This window comes from Veillonella absiana, from assembly GCF_032970865.1.
In the GTDB taxonomy this organism is placed as follows: domain Bacteria; phylum Bacillota; class Negativicutes; order Veillonellales; family Veillonellaceae; genus Veillonella; species Veillonella absiana.
Genome location: NZ_JAWJZB010000009.1, coordinates 16506 through 35231, shown reverse-complemented (window position 1 = coordinate 35231; position 18726 = coordinate 16506). Strand labels below are relative to the sequence as shown.

Sequence of the window (18726 nt, the reverse complement as noted above, 5' to 3'; positions counted from 1 at the left end):
AGGAGGAATAACAATGGGTTTCGGCGATCAAATTCAAAAATTCAAGAATTTTGTTGGTTTAAATAATGATAGCTATGATGATGAGTATGAATACGAAGACGAGTATGATGAATACGAAGATGACTATCAAGCTGAACAACCAAAAGCAGCACCAGTAGCAAATGCTGCTACTGATTCTTCATTCCGTCCACGTAAAGTAGGAGGCCAATCCGCTATGACTCAAAGACCTACAGCGATGAAAGTTATTGTTATTGAACCTAAAGTATTTGAAGATTCTGAAAATATTACTAATCAATTACGCGATATGCGTCCTGTATTGATTAATTTTGAAAATACAGATCCTCATGAAGCAGCTCGTATTGTTGACTTCGTATCTGGTGCTACATTTGCATTAGATGGTAAATTGGAAAAAGTTGGTAAAGACATTTTCATGTGCGTACCAGTTAATATTTCTATCGACCATAACGAGAAAGCTAATATGGCAGATTTGAATTCTCAATTTACATGGGAACAACCAAAAGCGTAATTTTGTTATAGATTTTACCTGATGGATGAGAGCAGTGATTCATCGTTTATTAGTTAGTACTGATAGATTGATTATCACTAAATTCTAAGGTTACTGAGTAGTAACTGTATTAATACATAGGAGAAAGTGCCATGCAAACATTATTCATTGGGGCTGGTGCTATGGGCGGCGCTATTCTAAGTCGTTCACTACAGGCTAAAAAACTATTGCCTGAGAATACATATGTGACTGTAAAATCAGAAGAACATGCGTATACATTATTAGAAGACTTTGGCGTTAACGCAAGCACTCAGCTACCGGATTTATCCACCATTACAACAATTATATTAGCTGTGAAACCACAGGTTATGAAATGTGTGTTAGATCAGCTAAAGGATGTACCTGAAGGTACAATTATTATCTCTTTGGCGGCAGGTATTACTCTTAGTACATTATCTGCAGCGGTACCACAAGCTATTTGGTTCCGTGCTATGCCAAATACTCCAGCTGCAGTTGGTGCAGGTATGACAGCATTAACGGCCTATGGAGAACAAGCAAAACCATATACAAAACAAGTAGTTAAATTATTTGAAGTTGTTGGGGTTGTTTCTATCGTAGAGGAATCTCATTTAGATTGTTTAAGTGCTCTATCTGGCGCTGGCCCAGGATACATGTTTGTCATTATGGATGCTCTAGCTGATGCAGGTGTTCGCATGGGGTTACCTCGTGATTTAGCGATTAAAGCAGCAGCTCAGACCATGTATGGTGCAGGTAAAATGGCTGTGGAATCTGGTGAACACCCAGCTGTCTTGCGTGATCAAGTGACAAGCCCAGGAGGAACAACTATTGCAGGTATTGCAGCGATGGAAAAAGGTGGTCTTCGATCTGCATTACACGATGGTGTTCTCGCTTGCTTAGCACGATCCAATGAATTGGGGAAATAAATTTGAGTGATACAAATAAATTAATTCGTTATTTTGAAGCTAGTGGCAATGGTGAAGAAGCGCGCCGTATGCTTGATCTGGCTGAGCAAGTCGTAAAAGGTAAGCCCTTCCGGGTAACTGATTTTACGAGTCCTGCCGGTCTGGTTATAGCCGATGCAGTGCGTGCTAATTATCCTCAGCTACGCGTAGAATCTTATGGTGGTTATGAGGGGGCGGAACGCCTCCGCATCGCCTTTGTTGACTCCGAGTTCCAAGGTACTGTAGACATGGGTATCTGTGCATTACAGGTTTCTTGGGACCCACGATTCCGTTTGCTCACACATCGTGATGTATTAGGTTCTTTGATGGGGCTAGGCATTGACCGTTCTAAATTCGGTGATGTTATTATGCAACAAGGTGGAGCACAACTCTTAGTGGATGAAAGTGTAGCCGAGTTTGTCATTCAAAACTTTGTGAAAATTGCTATGGTGACGGTGTCTGTAACTCCATTAGATCTCACCGAGATAGCACCAAAGGAAGAAAAAGTTAAAGAGATACGAACAACCGTAGCCTCGTTACGGTTAGATGCGGTAGCATCTTCTGGTTTCAGTGTGTCTCGCACAAAGCTTGTGAGTGCTGTGAATGCAGGCCTATTACAAGTAAACTGGCAACCAGCAAAAGGTCCAGCTCAAGAGGTTAAAGAAGGCGACGTTATTTCTATGCGTGGTCGTGGCCGAATGAAAGTTGAGCAAATTACGGGTACATCTCGTAAGGGTCGAATTGGGGTTTATCTCAAGCGCTTTATGTGATTTAGGAGGATATACAACTATGATTACACCAATGGATATTCATAATAAAGAATTTGAAACAGGCTTTCGTGGCTATAGCAAAGAAGCTGTTGATACTTTCATGGCTGAAATCAATAAGGACTACGAAGTATTGTATCGTGAAAATCGTGAATTAAAAGAAAAAATCGAACATTTGGAAAAACGTATTGCTCAATACGAACAAATGGAAGAGACGATGAATAACACATTAGTGTTGGCTCAAGAAACCGGCGAAAATGTAAAAGCCGCCTCTCGTAAAGAAGCAGAATTGATTATTCAAGATGCGCAAGCACAACGTCAATCCATTTTGGATAGTGCAGAAAGTTCTCTTCGCGAAGCACGTGATCGTTATGCTATCATTCGCAATGATATCGCGGTATTCCGTACAAAAATGGAATCCATTTTACATTCTCAATTGAAAATGCTTGAAGATGTAGTGTTGGATGACCGTAAGTTAGAAGAAACAATCCGTGGTAATGCAGAAGCAGCCCACGAAAGCAAAGAGACTGCTACCCCAGTGGTAACGGAAGACAATACTACTACAGATGCAGCTGTGGAAACAACAGCGGCTAAATAAAGACAATCGCAAATCGGCTTGAAGCATTCAAGCCGATTTTTTTATAGTATTAAGGTGATAAGAATGGTATCGATTTCTCTTGTAACAAGACAACAGCAAACAATACTTTTTATCGGTGGTGGTGCAGTGGCAGAACGCCGTCTACGTCCATTTTTAGATGAACCTTGTCAGATTCTTGTCATTAGCCCTATTGTAACGAATGCTATACGTGAATGGGCTGAACAAGGCAAACTGGAGTGGCGAGATGTGGCGTTTACTAGTGAGGTAGGACGAGATATTATTAATTTTCATGAATCTTGTCAGCTTGTATTTGCTTGTACTGATTCCAGTGAGGTCAATGAAGAGGTTGCAGGATGGGCGAGGAAGCATCATTTTCTCGTAAATCGTAGTGATCGTATGGATGATTGTGATTTTACCGTACCATCAACGCTCACTATTGGGGATATACATCTGGCCATCAGTGCTAATTCTGTGGGGCCACGGATTAACAAACTGTTGAGAATGGATATGACAAATCGCTATAGTGAGTTGCAAATTGCCTTGCCAAGTCTTAAAATTATGAGAGAAGACGTTAAATTACTGATTCCCGATATAGAGGAACGTCAAATGTTTTGGCGTACCCATCTAACAGAACATACATTAGCTGCAATTCTCAAGGGAGAATGGCCAATGATAGAGGAGAAACTACACCATGCAATTAGTGGTCTTAGGATTAAACCATAGAAGCGCTGCTGTTGAGGTGCGTGAACGTTTCGCGTTTGATAAAAACGAGGTACCTGGCGCACTGAACCGCCTCTATGGATATGAAGAAATTTCCGAGTGTGTAATTCTGTCTACATGCAATCGTACAGAAATTTACGCAGTCTTGGAAGGCGTTGAAGAGCCTAAGGCATTTATGCTAGAGGCTGTAAGAGATTTAAAAGGCGCCGATATCATTGATGAAGAGTGGTTTTACTTTCACGAAGAACGAGATTGCATAGAACATTTATTTAGAGTCTCTGCTAGTCTCGATTCCTTGGTGCTTGGTGAAGGCCAAATTCTTAGTCAATTAAAGGTTGCTTATATCGAAGCGTACAGTGCAGGATTTACGGGCACTGTATTTAATATTTTGTTCCAAAAGGCCATTGGTGTTGGTAAGAAAGTTCGCACTAACACGGGCATTGCGAATACACCTGTATCCGTAAGTTATACGGCGGTGAATTTGGCAGAGGATTGCTTGGATAAACCAATGAGTGAAGCGACGGTCCTTATTTTAGGGGCTGGTACTATGAGTGAGCTCACGGCTACACATTTACAATCTAAAGGTGTTAAAACTATTTTTGTATCCAATAGAACGTATGCTAAGGCAGAGGTATTAGCCGAAAAATTTGGTGGCCATGCCGTACGATTAGATCAATATATTATGCAGGCTAAGGATGCAGATATTTTAATTACCTCTACGGGGGCACCACATTACATCATTAATGAAAAAGAAGCGAAAGAAATTGCAGCATTGCGTAAGGGAAAACCTATTGTAATGATTGATATTGCCGTACCTCGTGATATAGATCCAGAGGTAGCACAAATTGATGGTATTTATCTATTCAATATCGATGCGCTAGAAAGCGTTGTGGAAGAAAATAAACATCAGCGTGAAGAAGAGGCAAAACGAGCAGAACCAATTATTCACGATGCGATTGAAGAGTTACTGGATAAATTAAGTTATTTATCCGTTCGTCCTATGATGGCATTGCTCACAGAAAAGGCAGACCACATCAGACGTCGCGAGTTGCATAGAGCACTGGTAAAATTACCAGATGCATCAGAACATGAACGCCGCATCATCGACGCTATGAGTCGTATGATTGTACGTAAAATGCTTCGGGATCCGATGATTCGTTTTGGTGAAATCGCCGGTAAGGAAGAAGAAGGTTTATATTGGGATTTATTCCGAGATATGTTTAACCTCGAGAAGGAATGGTAAGCATTATGAGAACTATCATAAAAATTGGCACACGAAAAAGTGCCCTCGCATTATGGCAAGCGGAATATGTAGGTTCTGAATTGAAACGATTATATCCTCATATTACAGTAGAGCTAGTTCACTTTGATACAAAGGGTGATCAAATTTTAGAAAAACCGCTCGCTGAAATTGGTGGTAAAGGTCTATTTACTGCTGAGTTAGAGGCGGCTATGCATAATGGAGATATCGATTTAGCCGTTCATAGCCTCAAGGATATGCCTACCGATTTACCAGCGGGATTGGTATTAGGGGCTATCTCAAAACGTGAGGAGCCTTATGATGCTTTGGTATCTCCTAAATATAAAACACTTGATCAATTACCTGAGGGTGCTCGTGTAGGGACTAGCAGTTTGCGCCGTCAAGCACAACTTCTTCATGTACGTCCAGATTTACAGATTTCTGTGCTTCGTGGTAATGTACAAACGCGCCTTCGTAAATTAGAGGATGAAAATCTCGATGCTATTGTGCTCGCCCAAGCTGGGTTAAAACGCCTTGAATTAGGAGAACGTATTACGCAGACTTTCACAGCAGACGAAATGATTCCTGCTGTTGGTCAAGGGGCCTTGGCTATCGAATGTCGCGAGGATGATACAGAAATGTTAGAAATGCTAGCGCGCATTAATGATGAAAGCACAAGACAGGCCGTGGAAGGGGAACGTAGTTTCCTTCGTCAATTAAATGGAGGCTGTCAAGTTCCTATGGGCGTACATGGTACGATTCATAAAGGTCAATTAACATTAAAGGCTATTATTTCTTCGCTTGATGGGAGAACTGTGTACGAAGGTGAAATCACAGGACCTGCTAGCAAGGGGGGAATTCTTGGTAAAAATTTAGCAAAAGCGTTATATGAAGAAGGCGGTAAACGCATTGTAGACGCCCTCGTTCAGGAAGGAATTATAAAATGACAGGCATTGTGTATTTAATCGGTGCTGGCCCTGGGGATCCTAAATTGATCACTGTGAAAGGTCGTGAATGCATCGAGCAAGCTGATGTAATTGTGTATGACTATTTGGCAGATAGCCATTTATTAAAATGGGCAAAGCTTGAGGCCGAGCTCGTATATGTAGGAAAGCGTTGTCGTAATCACACTATGAAGCAAGAGGATATCAATGCTTTATTAGTGGAACGTGGTCAACAAGGTAAAATTGTAGCCCGTCTAAAAGGTGGAGACCCCCTTGTGTTTGGACGTGGTGGTGAAGAAGCAATGGCTCTTCGTGAAGGCAATGTGCCTTTTGAATTTGTGCCAGGTGTGACATCTGCTATTGCGGCACCAGCTTATGCAGGAATTCCTGTGACACAACGCGCCATGGCGACATCATTTGCTGTTGTGACTGGTCATGAAGATCCAACAAAACCAGAATCTGGTATTCATTGGGATGGATTAGCAACTGCTGTAGATACAGTTTGTTTCGTAATGGGCGTAACAAACTTGCCATTAATTTCCTCTCGTTTAATCGAACATGGTCGCTCTCCTAAAACACCGGTAGCCCTCGTTCGTTGGGGGACAAAACCAGTGCAAGAGGTCCTTGTATCTACCCTTGAACACGTTGTAGACGACGTACATAAGGCGGGAATCAAGGCCCCTGCCATTATCGTGGTAGGTGATGTAGTCAATCTCCGCGAACAATTGCGTTGGTTTGACAATAAACCATTATTTGGCAAGACGATTTTAGTGACTCGCGCTCGAGCTCAAGCTAGTGTATTAACAGAACAATTGATGGCATTAGGTGCTAATGTGATTGAAGCGGCTACCATTAAAACAGAGGCATTGGAATTATCTGAAGCAGATATTCGCGTTGTAGAACACTTGGAAGATTATAAATACATCATATTTACCTCTGCTGAAGGTGTGCGCTATTTCTTTGATACATTGAAAGCTCACGGAAAAGATGTACGATCTTTAGGCTCTAATAAGGTATGTGCTATTGGTAGTGCTACGGCTAAGGCCGTTACTGACTATGGGATTATACCTGATGTAGTACCAGCCAATTACCGTGGCGAATCTGTTGTAGAGGCCTTAGAACCATTGGTGATTGCCAATGATAAAGTGCTATTGATTCAGCCTAAGGTAGCACGCGGTGTTATTCCTCGTGAACTTCGTCATTTAGACATTCATGTGGATATTTTGCGTTTGTATGAAACTGTACAAGATGATTCCCAACAAGATATTTTAGAAGCTGCATTGGAAAATGGTGAGGTAGACTATATTACATTTACTAGCTCATCTACGGTAACAAATGCGTTAGAGTTATTAGGTGCTAATGCGAAGGAATTGTTAGCTAATGCCCGCATTGCCTGTATCGGACCTATTACAGCAGCAACGGTTGTGGAAAATGGATTGCAGCCTGACATTGTAAGTGAGGTATATACAACAGAAGGTTTAACAGATGCTATTCTAGCTGATGTAAAATAATTACGTGGACCCTTGTGAACCGTAAGAGCCCAGAAATTCTAAGGAGGCACAGTATGTTTGATTTAACGTATCGTCCAAGACGTTTGCGTACATCTCAAGGTATGCGCGATTTAGTGCGTGAAACTAGTTTAGATGTATCTGATTTAATATATCCTTTATTTATCGTTCCAGGTACTGGCGTACGTGAGGAAATCTCATCCCTACCAGGTCAATATCATCTATCTGTGGATGAGGCCGTAAAGGTAGCGCAAGAGGCCTATGATTTAGGTATTCGCGGTGTAGAAATCTTTGGTATTCCTACTTATAAAGATGAACGAGGTTCTTCTGCATGGGATTTGGCCGAGCCAGTACAACAAGCTATTAAAGCTATCCGTCAAGCAGTACCAGATTTATTGGTTGTATCTGACGTTTGTTTATGTCAATTTACATCCACAGGTCATTGTGGAATGATTGATGAACATGAAATTTTGAATGATGAAACATTGCCTTTGCTTTGCCAAGTGGCAGTGAGTCACGCTCAAGCTGGTGCACACATGGTAGCACCATCGGATATGATGGATGGTCGAGTAGGTGCTATTCGTGAAGCATTAGATGCGGTAGGATTTAAAAATGTTTCCATCATGAGCTATGCAGCAAAATATGCATCTGCTTATTATGGTCCATTCCGTGATGCGGTGCATTCGGCACCAAAATTTGGGGATCGTAAATCTTATCAAATGGATCCAGGCAACCGTTTAGAGGCTATGCGTGAAATTGAACTTGATATCGTAGAAGGTGCTGATATCATTATGATTAAGCCAGCATTATGTTATTTGGATATCGTTCGTGAAGCTCGATATCAATATAATATGCCATTGGCTGTTTATAATGTATCCGGCGAATATGCGATGGTGAAAACAGCAGCAGCTCAAGGCCTCATTGATGAACAACGCCTTGTATTAGAAACGATGATGTCTTTTAAACGGGCGGGTGCTAAAATTATTATCACTTACCATGCGATGGATATTGCTCGTTGGTTGAAAGCCTGAGGAGATAATATGTTACAATTAGGAAAATCTCAAAAAGCCTTTGATGATGCGAAACGCTATTTACCCGGCGGGGTTAACAGCCCTGTTCGTTCCTATCGCAGTGTAGGCTCTACTCCTCCTTTCATTAGTAGTGCTAGTGGTAGTCGCATTTATGATATCGATAACAATGAATACATTGACTTTGTATTGAGCTGGGGCCCAATGATTCTAGGTCATGCCAATCCAGAGGTTATTGCAAGCCTTCAAGAGGCTATTCCTCGTGGCACTAGCTTTGGTGCGCCAACGCTGCTCGAAACAGAATTAGCGAAAAAAATCCAAGCCTTTATGCCAAACATGGAAATGCTTCGCATGGTCAGCTCTGGTACAGAGGCAACAATGAGTGCCCTTCGCGTAGCACGTGGTTATACAGGCCGTGATAGTATCGTGAAATTTATCGGTAACTACCATGGTCATTCCGACTCCCTCTTGGTAAAAGCCGGCTCTGGCCTTGCTACCTTCGGTGTACCAGATAGCCCTGGTGTACCAAAAGGTGTGGCTGAGAATACGATTACCATCCCTTACAATGATATAGAAGCAGTAAAATCTTTATTTGCTGAAAAAGGCGATGAAATCGCAGCTATTATCGTAGAACCAGTAGCTGGTAACATGGGCTGTGTACCTCCAGTACCAGGATTCCTTGAAACGCTTCGGGAAGTGACGAAGGAACATGATGCGGTGTTAATCTTTGATGAAGTGATGTGTGGCTTCCGTGCAAGTAGCGGTGGGGCTCAAAAGCTTTACAAAATTAAACCTGATTTGACATGTCTTGGTAAAATCGTCGGTGGTGGTATGCCAATGGCTGTATTTGGTGGTTCTGCTAAAATCATGAGTCAAGTAGCACCAAGTGGCCCTATTTACCAAGCTGGTACATTGAGTGGCAATCCCATCGCAGTAACAGCAGGCCTCGCTACACTATCCATTTTGCAACGAGACCCAACCATCTTTAAATCTGTTGAGGATACTACAGAACGTCTATGCGAAGGGTATCGTAAACTCGCTGCTGAACATGGTGTACCTGTGCAGGTCCAACGTGTAGGCTCCATGTTTACTATATTCTTCACGGATAAACCAGTACTCAATTTTGATGATGCTTGCGCTTGCAACAATGATCATTTCCAAACCTTCTTCCATTATAATTTGGAACGGGGTATTTATTACGCGCCAAGTTCTTATGAAAGTAATTTCATGTCCTTTGCTCATAAGGCAGCGGATATTGATACAACCTTGGAAATTGCTGGCGAAGCTTTCAGAGAAATTGCAAAAAATATGTAATATAATGAGTTCCTTTTGTATACTATTGTGCAAGAGGAGCTCTTTTTTTCTGTAAGAATAGATTGTTTTTCATGTAACATAAGAAATCTATATTGTTCTAACATGGTTCTATAACTCGTATTGTCAAACTAACTATGGGTAGTTATAATATAGTTAGGAAAGACTAGTCCAAATGTAAATCTACGTAAGTAACATCTCGATTGTAATTCAAAGTGATGTCTGTGATCATAGAATGAGAAGAGGGGTATTAGATGCAATTATACAAGAATTTAAAAGAAGCTCGATTACGGATGGGAAAAAGTCAAATAGAGGTATCGGAGGCTATAGGGATTAGCAATGCCGCCTTGTCTAATTATGAAACTGGCTATCGTGAGCCCGATTTAGATACACTCTGTGTATTAGCTACTTATTATGGTATTACCTTGGATGAACTCGTAAATTATAGAGTGGATGCATCGAGTATTATCTATGATATGGGAGCCATTGCCAAGAATAAACTGATTGGATTTAATGGTGAAACCTATAAATTAAAAGAATCTCAAAAAAAACAGATTGTTCGTGAACTCACTGTATTGTTTGAGCGTTTTGAAAAAAATAAACTTTAGTAAATTAATATATAGTACTAAACACCAAATGTAAAGCGATGATTGCTTCACTATACACTTGGTGTTTTATTGTTTTTATAGGGCATTTATAGAACATCAAAATATAGACGAATGTGGTAAAATAGAACTATTAAGAATTAATATAATGGTGGCTATGAAACGAACGATTACTTACAATGGGGACAAAATTGAATACGAGCTCACGGTGAAAGCCGTAAAAAACATTAACCTTCGGGTAAAACGGGATGGTTCCGTCCAAGTGTCGGCGTCATGGCGTACACCAGTATCCCAGGTGGATGCCTTTGTCATTGAACAGGTACCCTTTATTACGAGAGCAAGATTAGGCTATGCCAAGGCCGCAGAGAATCGACCTGAGCCACTACAATATGTAACGGGGGAGGAGATGACTATCCTCGGAACACCCGTACAGATTCAATTGGAACCATTGCAAGGCCGTAAACGACAATATGCCGTGTATGATGGTAAGGAGACCTTGTACCTCTATGTGAAGCCAGAGGCGTCGCGAGATGACAAGCAAAAATTGCTCAATACATTTTGGAAACATTTGGGCAGCCGCGTATTTTCTCATTGGTCTCAAGTGGTGTATGAGCGCTTTCATCAAAGAGATATCGATGTGCCGGTGCCAATTATTAAACAACAAATCATGAAGAGCCGTTGGGGTTCCTGTACGTTGAGCAAGCGTATCATCAAAATGAATCAACGTTTATTGGAAGCCCCTCAAAGTTATATTGAATATATTATGGTTCATGAGTATTGCCATTTTATTCATTTGGACCATTCGCCGAACTTTCATAACTTGGTAGAATCATTTTTGCCGGATTGGAAGCAGCGAAAACACGATTTAAATGAGTATTTTAGATACAAGTAAGGAGGAGCCTATGCGTCCATTTGTTCATTTACATAGTCATACGGAGCTTAGCCTCCTTGACGGGATTAGTCGATTGCCAGATATGGTGGCACGAGCGAAGGAATTGAATCAGCCGGCCCTAGCGATTACAGATCACGGCAATATGTATGCGGCTATTTATTTCTATAAGGAATGTGTATCACAGGGAATTAAACCAATCATTGGGTGCGAAGTCTATGTGACAGCGGGGAGTCGATTTGAGAAGCCAGAAGGTCGTTCTCGAGAGAAATTAAAGCATTTAATTTTGCTCGCTGAAACGATGGAGGGCTATCGTAATCTCGTTAAAATTGTATCCAAGTCATCTACAGAAGGTTATCATTTTAGACCTCGCGCAGATCATGATTTATTGCGTGAATATAGTCAAGGAATTATTGCCCTCAGTGCCTGCATTCAAGGGGAAGTACCACAATTTGTCTTGCAAGACAATATGGAGGGGGCACGCCGGTCCATCGAATGGTATATTGAAACCTATGGGAAGGACAATTTTTTCTTGGAAATTCAAAATCATGGATTGCCAGAGGAATTACGTGCCCAAGAGGCATTGGTGAAATTAGCTGATGAATATGGTCTTGGTATTGTCGCATCTAATGATTTCCACTATGTTCACAAAGAAGACGCCGATGCACAGGATATTAAGGTTTGTATTTCTACGGGTCGCCGTCGCGCTGATATAGACCGTTTGAAATTCCCCAATGATGAATTCTACCTCAAGAGTGGGGATGAAATGGCGGAGCTCTTTGGTCATATTCCAGGGGCTATCGAAAATAGCTTGGCTATTGCGGACCGTTGTGATGTGCAGTTCAATTTTGATGAACATCATTTGCCTCATTTTGACGTGCCTGAAGGGGAAACGGCAGAATCCTATTTACGCAAGGTCTGCGAGGCGGAAATTCCACGCCTCTATGGTGAAACTACTCAGGAATTGTCGGATCGCCTTGATTATGAATTAGGCGTTATTGGAAAAATGGGCTTTGAGGATTACTTCCTCATCGTATGGGACTATGTAAAATATGCTCGTGAGCACGATATTCTCGTAGGACCTGGCCGTGGTAGTGCGGCCGGCTCTGTAGTAGCGTACCTCTTAGGGATTACAGGACTTGATCCATTAAAATATAATTTGCTCTTTGAACGATTCTTGAATCCTGAACGTATCAGCATGCCTGATATTGATATTGACTTCTGTTACGAAAAACGAGGCAAGGCCATCGAATACGTAACGCGTAAATATGGCCAAGAACGAGTATCCCAGATTATTACCTTTGGTACTGAGGCGGCTCGTGCCGTCATTCGAGACGTAGGCCGGGTGCTAGATTTGCCACTAGCCGAGGTCAATCGCATTGCTAAGATGATTCCTAATGAATTGGGGATTACCTTAACGAAGGCCTTGCAAGGTAAAGAACTAAAAACATTATACGAAACAGATCCGTCGGCAAAGGAACTCTTTGATTTCGGTTTGAAATTAGAGGGCATCGCTCGTAACTCGTCCACTCATGCGGCGGGTGTGGTAATTTCCGCAGACCCTCTGGATGATCATGTACCAGTACAGAACTCCAATGAAGAAGGTTTTGTTACCCAGTACGACAAGGATAATATCGAGGAATTAGGCCTTCTGAAGATGGACTTTTTGGGACTCCGTACATTGACGGTAATGGGGGATGCCCTTAAACTTATCAAGGCCAACCGCGGTATCGACATTGATTTAGATGCGATTCCATTGGATGATGCTAAGGCTTGTGAAATTTTATGTCAAGGTGATACATCTGGCGTGTTCCAGCTCGAGTCGGAAGGGATTACGCGCCTTGTGATGGATTTGAAACCGACCCATTTCGAGGACTTGATTCCTCTCGTGGCGTTATATCGTCCAGGCCCATTGGGATCTGGCATGGTAACAGACTTTATCAAGAGCCGTCACGGTCAACAAGAGGTAACGTACCTCCATCCAATTTTGGAACCGATTTTGAAGGATACCTTTGGCGTTATTCTCTATCAAGAACAGGTAATGCAAATTGCCTCTGCCATGGGCGGTTTCTCCCTCGGACAAGCGGATTTAATGCGTCGTGCCATGGGCAAGAAAAAGGAATCTGTTTTGAAAGCTCAACGTGAATCCTTCGTAGAGGGCGCTAAAAATAACAATATTGATGAAAAAATTGCCAACGAAGTATTTGACTTGCTCGTATACTTCGCAGGCTATGGCTTTAATAAATCACATAGTGCGGCTTATGCATACATTGCGTACCAAACAGCGTACCTCAAGGCGCACTATTTCCCTGAATTTATGGCGGCTACCATGACGAGCTTTATGCAAAACATGGACAAGCTTACATATTATATCAATGCGTGCAAAAAACACAATGTTCAAGTGCTTGGACCAGATATTAACTATTCGGAACGTAGCTTTGCCGTACAGGGCGATGCCATTCGCTTTGGTCTTGGGGGCATCAAAAATGTCGGCGATAACGCCATCGATACATTGATTCAGGAACGCAATATGCATGGCACTTATGAAAGTCTCGTAGACTTCTGCCGTCGCGTGAATAGCAAGGTGGTTAATAAACGTCTTCTTGAAAGTCTCATTCGCTGCGGAGCTATGGATTCCTTTGAGGAAAATCGCAACCAATTACTCCATATGTATGAGGCCGCTCAAGCAGTGGGGGCGAAACAGCAAAAAGATGAAGCCATGGGTACCATGAGTCTCTTTGGCGAGGTGGAGGAATCGGTGCATATGATTCCAGTACCAAAATTAGAGGACCTCGCTATGGAGGACAAATTAAAGGACGAAAAGGAATACACTGGTTTCTATATCACTGGACATCCATTAAATGGCTATGCTAAGGAGTTAGAAGGTCTTTTTGAACTGGGTAAACTCATGGAAAATCCTGAACAATACGATGGCCAAACAGTGACTATTGGAGGGCTCATTAGTACAAAAGGTGATCGTATGACACGCCGTAATGAAGTGATGAGTATCATCCGTTTGGAGGATTTCTCCGGTGCGGCTAGCGTTGTAGTATTCCCTAAAGCCTATCAAAAAGCACAGCAATATATGGCTGTGGACCTGATTGTAAAAGTAAAAGGCCGTATTGATGCGGATGAAAAAGGCGTACAAATTATTGCCGATTCCGTTGGTCCATTGAAGGTCAACTATGCCATGGTTAGACAAATAGGCATTCATATTCGTCCAGAATTTGATACACCACAAAATAGCGAGGCCTTGAAACAATTATTACTCAGTACGGAAGGCAATACACAAACTGTATTGCTACTTCATAAACAACGGAAACGCATTAACTTGCCACCAAATATGTATATGGCGGTGACGGATGAAAATATTCAGGCTGTGGAGAAAATATTGGGTGATGGGGCCGTAGAACTGCATTAAATTAGCAGTATATTTATATCATGATGAATGCCAGCTTGATGCTTTCAGTAAATTTATGGCACCAGCATCATGACCATGTAAAATTCTCGTGTGCATTAAGTAAAAAACTTTCACTAAGAGAAGTAAAAATTGCCTATAAATGATAAAATGAGAATATAATAAAGTTCATAAGTAATAGAGATAAGAGGATACATAATGAAACGTACAAAAATCGTGTGTACCGTTGGTCCTGGGACGGATAAACCAGGTATTTTAGAATCTATGATGAACGCTGGCATGAACGTGGCTCGTTTCAATTTTTCTCATGGTTCTCATGAGGAGCAAGCGGAACGTATGCAAATGGTTCGTGATGCGGCGATGATTGTTAATAAACCAATTGCCTTGATGCTTGATACAAAAGGGCCAGAAGTGCGTTTAGGCTTGTTTGAAGCTGGTAAAGTCGTGCTCGAAGCGGGTCAAACATTTACGTTGACTACGAAGAATATCAAAGGTACAAAGGAAATCAGTTCTGTTAACCACGCAGGGTTGCCAAAAGATGTGTCTGTAGGCGATAAAATTTTACTTGCTGACGGTCTTGTGACACTGGATATTAAACAAGTGAATGGTGACGAAATTGTAACTACCGTTGTGAATACTGGCGAAATCGGAGACCGTAAACGTGTAGCTGTACCTGGTGTAGCGTTGAGCTTACCACCAGTATCCGACAAAGATGAAGATGATCTTCGTTTTGGTTGTGCTCAAGGTGTAGATTTCGTAGCCGCATCCTTTATGCAACGTGGTGAAGACGTAGTGGCTATCCGCCGTATTTTGGAGTCCGAAGGCAAAGATATTAAAATCATTTCCAAAATTGAAAATGCAGAAGGTATTAAAAATCTCGATGAAATTTTGAAAATGTCTGACGGTTTGATGGTAGCTCGTGGTGATCTTGGTGTAGAAATTCCTGCCGAAGAAGTGCCAGTGCTCCAAAAATTGATGATTGAAAAATGTAATCGTGCGGGCAAACCCGTTATTACAGCTACACAAATGCTAGAGTCCATGATTCAAAATCTTCGTCCTACACGCGCTGAGGCTAGTGACGTGGCTAATGCTATCCTTGATGGTACAGATGCTATCATGTTGAGCGGTGAAACGGCAAACGGTAAATATCCAGTTGAGGCGGTTACCACTATGACTCGCATTGCAGAGGTAACGGAAAAAGCAGCAATTTATGATAATCGTAGCCGTGCTATTGATAATACTGAACTCTCCACAACGGACTCCGTATGCTTGGCGGGTGTTCATGTAGCCGATAATTTAGAGGCATCTGCTATCTTGACCTGTACAGAATCTGGTCATACAGCAATCAGCGTGGCTCGTCATCGTCCAAGTTGTAATGTAGTAGCTATCACTCCACATGATGCTACCATTCGACGCATGCAGTTGTTCTGGGGTGTACAAGCCATCAAAGGTCGTTCCTTCGAGAACTCCGATGACATGGTAAAACAAGCCATTAACGTATCCTTGGGGGAAGGTGCCATCCAATCTGGCGACTTAGTTGTCGTAACAGCTGGTGTGCCATCTGGTTCCACAGGGACTACGAATATGATTCGTGTACACATTGCTGGCAAGGTATTGCTTTCTGGTAATGGTGTACTTCGTAAATCTGCTACTGGTCGTGCCTATATTGTATCCAAACATGGTGAAAGCCACGAAGGGTTCCAAGATGGCGATATCTTGGTAGTAGGTACTATGGAACCTGAATTAATGGAATTGGCAAAACGTGCGAGCGGTATTATCTCCGTAGAGGATGGCTTTACTAGTGATGGTGCTATTGCGGGGATTACGTATGGTATTCCTGTTATTTTGGGGGCGAAGGATGCGCAAACGGTGCTTGTTGATGGTTGCGAAATTACCATTGACGGGGAGCGCGGTAAAGTATTCGAAGGTATAGCAAACGCTCGGTAATTTAGAGCCTTGGGGGCTCGTACGGGACATATGGAAAATTTCAGCTTCAGCTTTGCTTCTTAGAGCTGAAGCTGAAATTTTCTATATGCCCCTGACGAGCGCAGAAGTGCTAAATTAATCCCACCCCAAAAAAGTTCTAAATTGTGAGGAATTCCCATATATATTAGTGGGGTATAGCTATTTTTCTTGATTTTTAGTATAATATATCTATTAAATATAAAAGTATATCTCAGTTAAATATAGGAGGATGTATGAATCCAAATCATGTGTATAGCGAAGCTGATGTTGCTTTGGTGGAGGGGATTGTTTCCCAGAAATTGCGCAACTCTATGTTGTGGATGGTATGGGGCCTTGTTACCACAATGCTAACGGGTGTGGCGTTATTGTTTAACTCCGACTGGATGCGATTGGCAGTAAATAATTATAAGATTATTGCTTTTGTTGAAATCGGTGTGGTTTTCTTATTCAGTATGAGAGCCATGACTGCAAGTACAACAGCATTGAAAGCGATGTTCTTCTTGTATAGCATGTTGAATGGTTTGACCATGATGGTTATTGTGTTAGCCTATGGGCTGAATGCAGCACTGCCTGCTTTCATAGGAACGCTTGCATTTTTTGTGGCCTTTGCTATTGTGGGCAAGGCTGTAAAATGTAATTTGTCTGGTTTTTATCCATATTTATTAGCTGCTGTGGTGGCTATGGTATTGGTATCCTTGGCAATGATGTTCTTTAATATTAGTAGCACTTGGAATTTGGTTCTTGGCTATTTAGGGGTTTTAGTATTTTCCATCTTTACTGCTGTTGACGTAAATCGTATCAAGCAAAATATTACGGCAGTGGCCTTGACTGAGGATGAAAGCGTATTGGAACGTGTTGAGTTAATTGGGGCTTTAAGTTTGTATCTAGATTTCATTAACTTGTTCTTATCGTTCATGCGTATTTTCGGTAGAAAATAATTTGACCCTAAAGGAACTTAATATTTAATGAGAATGTAGAGGGGGCTGAGGCTCCCTCTTTTATCATTTAGCTCGTAAGAGCTTAGTTTATGTATTATTCTTATTGATCTAATATGATGATTTTATACATGGTTTGCTGATAGATAGCTTGTTAGATATGTATCATCGAACAGAAAGGAGACCGTATGGATAACAGAGAATGGGAAACCTTTATTACTGTTGTTGAAGAAGGCAATATGACTAAGGCGGCAGAAAAATTATTTATCTCCCAACCTGCATTGAGCTATCGTATACGCCAAATGGAGGCTGCACTAGGAAACGCATTGTTATTACGTACAGCAGAGGGGATTATTTTAACTCCACAAGGTGAAATATATCATGACTACTGTAAACGCATGGTACAAGAGCAAGAAAAACTAAGTGAAGCGTTAAATGCTATATCTGGTAAGATACAAGGAACGTTAAAAATTGCATCTTCTATTAATTTTGCTGACTATGAGCTGCCAAAGCTGTTGAGCCGATTTAGAGAGCTATACCCAGACATTAATATTCAAGTGAAAACTGCCTTTAGCCAGCAAGTTGTAAAGATGTTTAACACGGGAGAATGTGTGATTGCTTTCGCTCGTGGTGGGCATATGTCTACAGGTAAAACAATTCGCTTGTTGGATGAACCGTATTGCTTAGTATATAAGGATTTGGTACCGCATAAAGAATTACTAAAAGTACCATTTATTCGATATGATACGGATGGAACTGTGTCTGGCGTCATTGAAACGTGGTGTACAGAGCATCTTGAAAAAGAACCGGCCGTAGCTATGGATGTGAACTCTATGGTTACTTGTCGCCACTTTGTTCGTGAAGGCCTTGGTTGGTCTATTTTAACCTATATGGGGCTTGGTTCATGTAAAGATAAGGATATTTTTGTAAGTCCAATTCGTGATAAAGCTGGGAATCTGGTAACAAGAGAAACTAATTTGATTTACAATGAAGAAGCTATTAATCTGGTTGTAGTAAAAACCTTTGTTGATTATGTGTTGGATTACTATGCAGAGCATAATATAGTGGATCCTAGTATTTTTGAAGAATACTCGGAATAGAATATACGGGATAGAACTATATATTCTGTTGTAAGCATTATATTATATTTTAATATAGTGACGTCATCACTTTGTCTTATAGATACAGTGATACTATAAAAGCACCCTTTTAAATATTTTATTTATCCCCCCCTATAAAAAAGCTTCATTGGGATTAAATCTGTAAAGTATATATAATAAAAACATACCAAATATGATTTTTAATTAATTGTAAATGGTATGCCTTTATGG

The 18726-nt window shown here is 41.4% G+C and carries 16 protein-coding genes; all 16 read left to right on the top strand.

All coding sequences use genetic code 11. The features are described from left to right. Positions 1-13: 13 nt before the first annotated feature. The 16 genes from RVY80_RS08025 to RVY80_RS07950 all read left to right on the top strand — a co-directional run bounded on the left by RVY80_RS08025 (position 14) and on the right by RVY80_RS07950 (position 18495). Positions 14-526 (top strand): cell division protein SepF, encoded by a 513-nt coding sequence (locus RVY80_RS08025; RefSeq protein WP_295190002.1) that lies wholly within the window; start codon positions 14-16, stop codon positions 524-526. 131 nt (positions 527-657) lie between these two features. Beyond that, complete coding sequence (proC, locus tag RVY80_RS08020; RefSeq protein ID WP_295189999.1) at positions 658-1449, top strand: pyrroline-5-carboxylate reductase; 792 nt, start codon at positions 658-660, stop codon at positions 1447-1449. A 2-nt stretch (positions 1450-1451) separates the two neighbouring features. Further along, entirely contained in the window at positions 1452-2237 is a 786-nt protein-coding gene (locus RVY80_RS08015) for a YlmH family RNA-binding protein (RefSeq protein WP_295189995.1), read from the top strand. A gap of 19 nt (positions 2238-2256) precedes the next feature. After that, a complete protein-coding gene (locus RVY80_RS08010; protein WP_317330182.1) occupies positions 2257-2832 on the top strand; it encodes a DivIVA domain-containing protein in 576 nt (191 codons plus the stop codon). A 63-nt stretch (positions 2833-2895) separates the two neighbouring features. Further along, positions 2896-3555: a precorrin-2 dehydrogenase/sirohydrochlorin ferrochelatase family protein gene (locus tag RVY80_RS08005; protein WP_295193700.1), complete on the top strand. Its 660-nt coding sequence runs from the start codon at positions 2896-2898 to the stop codon at positions 3553-3555. Further along, a complete protein-coding gene (gene hemA / locus RVY80_RS08000) occupies positions 3524-4795 on the top strand; it encodes a glutamyl-tRNA reductase (RefSeq protein WP_310745999.1) in 1272 nt (423 codons plus the stop codon). The genes RVY80_RS08005 and hemA overlap by 32 nt, the downstream gene beginning before the upstream one ends. Positions 4796-4800: 5 nt before the next feature. Continuing rightward, positions 4801-5739, top strand: a complete 939-nt coding sequence (gene hemC, locus RVY80_RS07995) for a hydroxymethylbilane synthase (RefSeq protein WP_317330181.1) — start codon at positions 4801-4803, stop codon at positions 5737-5739. Beyond that, a complete protein-coding gene (gene cobA, locus RVY80_RS07990; RefSeq protein ID WP_317330180.1) occupies positions 5736-7247 on the top strand; it encodes a uroporphyrinogen-III C-methyltransferase in 1512 nt (503 codons plus the stop codon). Before hemC ends, cobA begins: the two co-directional genes overlap by 4 nt. A 53-nt stretch (positions 7248-7300) precedes the next feature. Beyond that, positions 7301-8275 carry a porphobilinogen synthase gene (gene hemB / locus RVY80_RS07985; RefSeq protein WP_317330179.1) on the top strand — a complete coding sequence of 325 codons (975 nt, stop codon included), beginning with the start codon at positions 7301-7303 and terminating at the stop codon, positions 8273-8275. Between the two features lie 9 nt (positions 8276-8284). Further along, a complete protein-coding gene (hemL, locus tag RVY80_RS07980; RefSeq protein ID WP_317330178.1) occupies positions 8285-9586 on the top strand; it encodes a glutamate-1-semialdehyde 2,1-aminomutase in 1302 nt (433 codons plus the stop codon). 251 nt (positions 9587-9837) lie between these two features. Beyond that, complete coding sequence (locus RVY80_RS07975; protein ID WP_295189971.1) at positions 9838-10191, top strand: helix-turn-helix domain-containing protein; 354 nt, start codon at positions 9838-9840, stop codon at positions 10189-10191. A 154-nt stretch (positions 10192-10345) separates the two neighbouring features. Further along, positions 10346-11080, top strand: coding sequence for a M48 family metallopeptidase (locus RVY80_RS07970; RefSeq protein ID WP_317330177.1), 735 nt, complete (start codon positions 10346-10348; stop codon positions 11078-11080). Positions 11081-11090: 10 nt separating this feature from the next. Then, positions 11091-14498, top strand: coding sequence for a DNA polymerase III subunit alpha (locus RVY80_RS07965; RefSeq protein WP_317330176.1), 3408 nt, complete (start codon positions 11091-11093; stop codon positions 14496-14498). 195 nt (positions 14499-14693) lie between these two features. Further along, positions 14694-16442, top strand: coding sequence for a pyruvate kinase (gene pyk, locus RVY80_RS07960; protein ID WP_295189964.1), 1749 nt, complete (start codon positions 14694-14696; stop codon positions 16440-16442). Positions 16443-16693: 251 nt separating this feature from the next. After that, positions 16694-17398, top strand: coding sequence for a Bax inhibitor-1/YccA family protein (locus RVY80_RS07955; protein WP_295189961.1), 705 nt, complete (start codon positions 16694-16696; stop codon positions 17396-17398). 185 nt (positions 17399-17583) lie between these two features. Further along, positions 17584-18495, top strand: a complete 912-nt coding sequence (locus tag RVY80_RS07950) for a LysR family transcriptional regulator (RefSeq protein ID WP_317330175.1) — start codon at positions 17584-17586, stop codon at positions 18493-18495. Positions 18496-18726: the final 231 nt, after the last annotated feature.

Excerpts from the sequence above, each read along its gene's own strand:
- RVY80_RS08025 (WP_295190002.1), top strand. The coding sequence starts at position 14 with ATGGGTTTCGGCGATCAAATTCAAAAATTCAAGAATTTTGTTGGTTTA.
- proC (WP_295189999.1), top strand. The coding sequence starts at position 658 with ATGCAAACATTATTCATTGGGGCTGGTGCTATGGGCGGCGCTATTCTA.
- RVY80_RS08010 (WP_317330182.1), top strand. The coding sequence starts at position 2,257 with ATGATTACACCAATGGATATTCATAATAAAGAATTTGAAACAGGCTTT.
- RVY80_RS08005 (WP_295193700.1), top strand. The coding sequence starts at position 2,896 with ATGGTATCGATTTCTCTTGTAACAAGACAACAGCAAACAATACTTTTT.
- hemA (WP_310745999.1), top strand. The coding sequence starts at position 3,524 with ATGCAATTAGTGGTCTTAGGATTAAACCATAGAAGCGCTGCTGTTGAG.
- hemC (WP_317330181.1), top strand. The coding sequence starts at position 4,801 with ATGAGAACTATCATAAAAATTGGCACACGAAAAAGTGCCCTCGCATTA.
- cobA (WP_317330180.1), top strand. The coding sequence starts at position 5,736 with ATGACAGGCATTGTGTATTTAATCGGTGCTGGCCCTGGGGATCCTAAA.
- hemB (WP_317330179.1), top strand. The coding sequence starts at position 7,301 with ATGTTTGATTTAACGTATCGTCCAAGACGTTTGCGTACATCTCAAGGT.
- hemL (WP_317330178.1), top strand. The coding sequence starts at position 8,285 with ATGTTACAATTAGGAAAATCTCAAAAAGCCTTTGATGATGCGAAACGC.
- RVY80_RS07975 (WP_295189971.1), top strand. The coding sequence starts at position 9,838 with ATGCAATTATACAAGAATTTAAAAGAAGCTCGATTACGGATGGGAAAA.
- RVY80_RS07970 (WP_317330177.1), top strand. The coding sequence starts at position 10,346 with ATGAAACGAACGATTACTTACAATGGGGACAAAATTGAATACGAGCTC.
- RVY80_RS07965 (WP_317330176.1), top strand. The coding sequence starts at position 11,091 with ATGCGTCCATTTGTTCATTTACATAGTCATACGGAGCTTAGCCTCCTT.
- pyk (WP_295189964.1), top strand. The coding sequence starts at position 14,694 with ATGAAACGTACAAAAATCGTGTGTACCGTTGGTCCTGGGACGGATAAA.
- RVY80_RS07955 (WP_295189961.1), top strand. The coding sequence starts at position 16,694 with ATGAATCCAAATCATGTGTATAGCGAAGCTGATGTTGCTTTGGTGGAG.
- RVY80_RS07950 (WP_317330175.1), top strand. The coding sequence starts at position 17,584 with ATGGATAACAGAGAATGGGAAACCTTTATTACTGTTGTTGAAGAAGGC.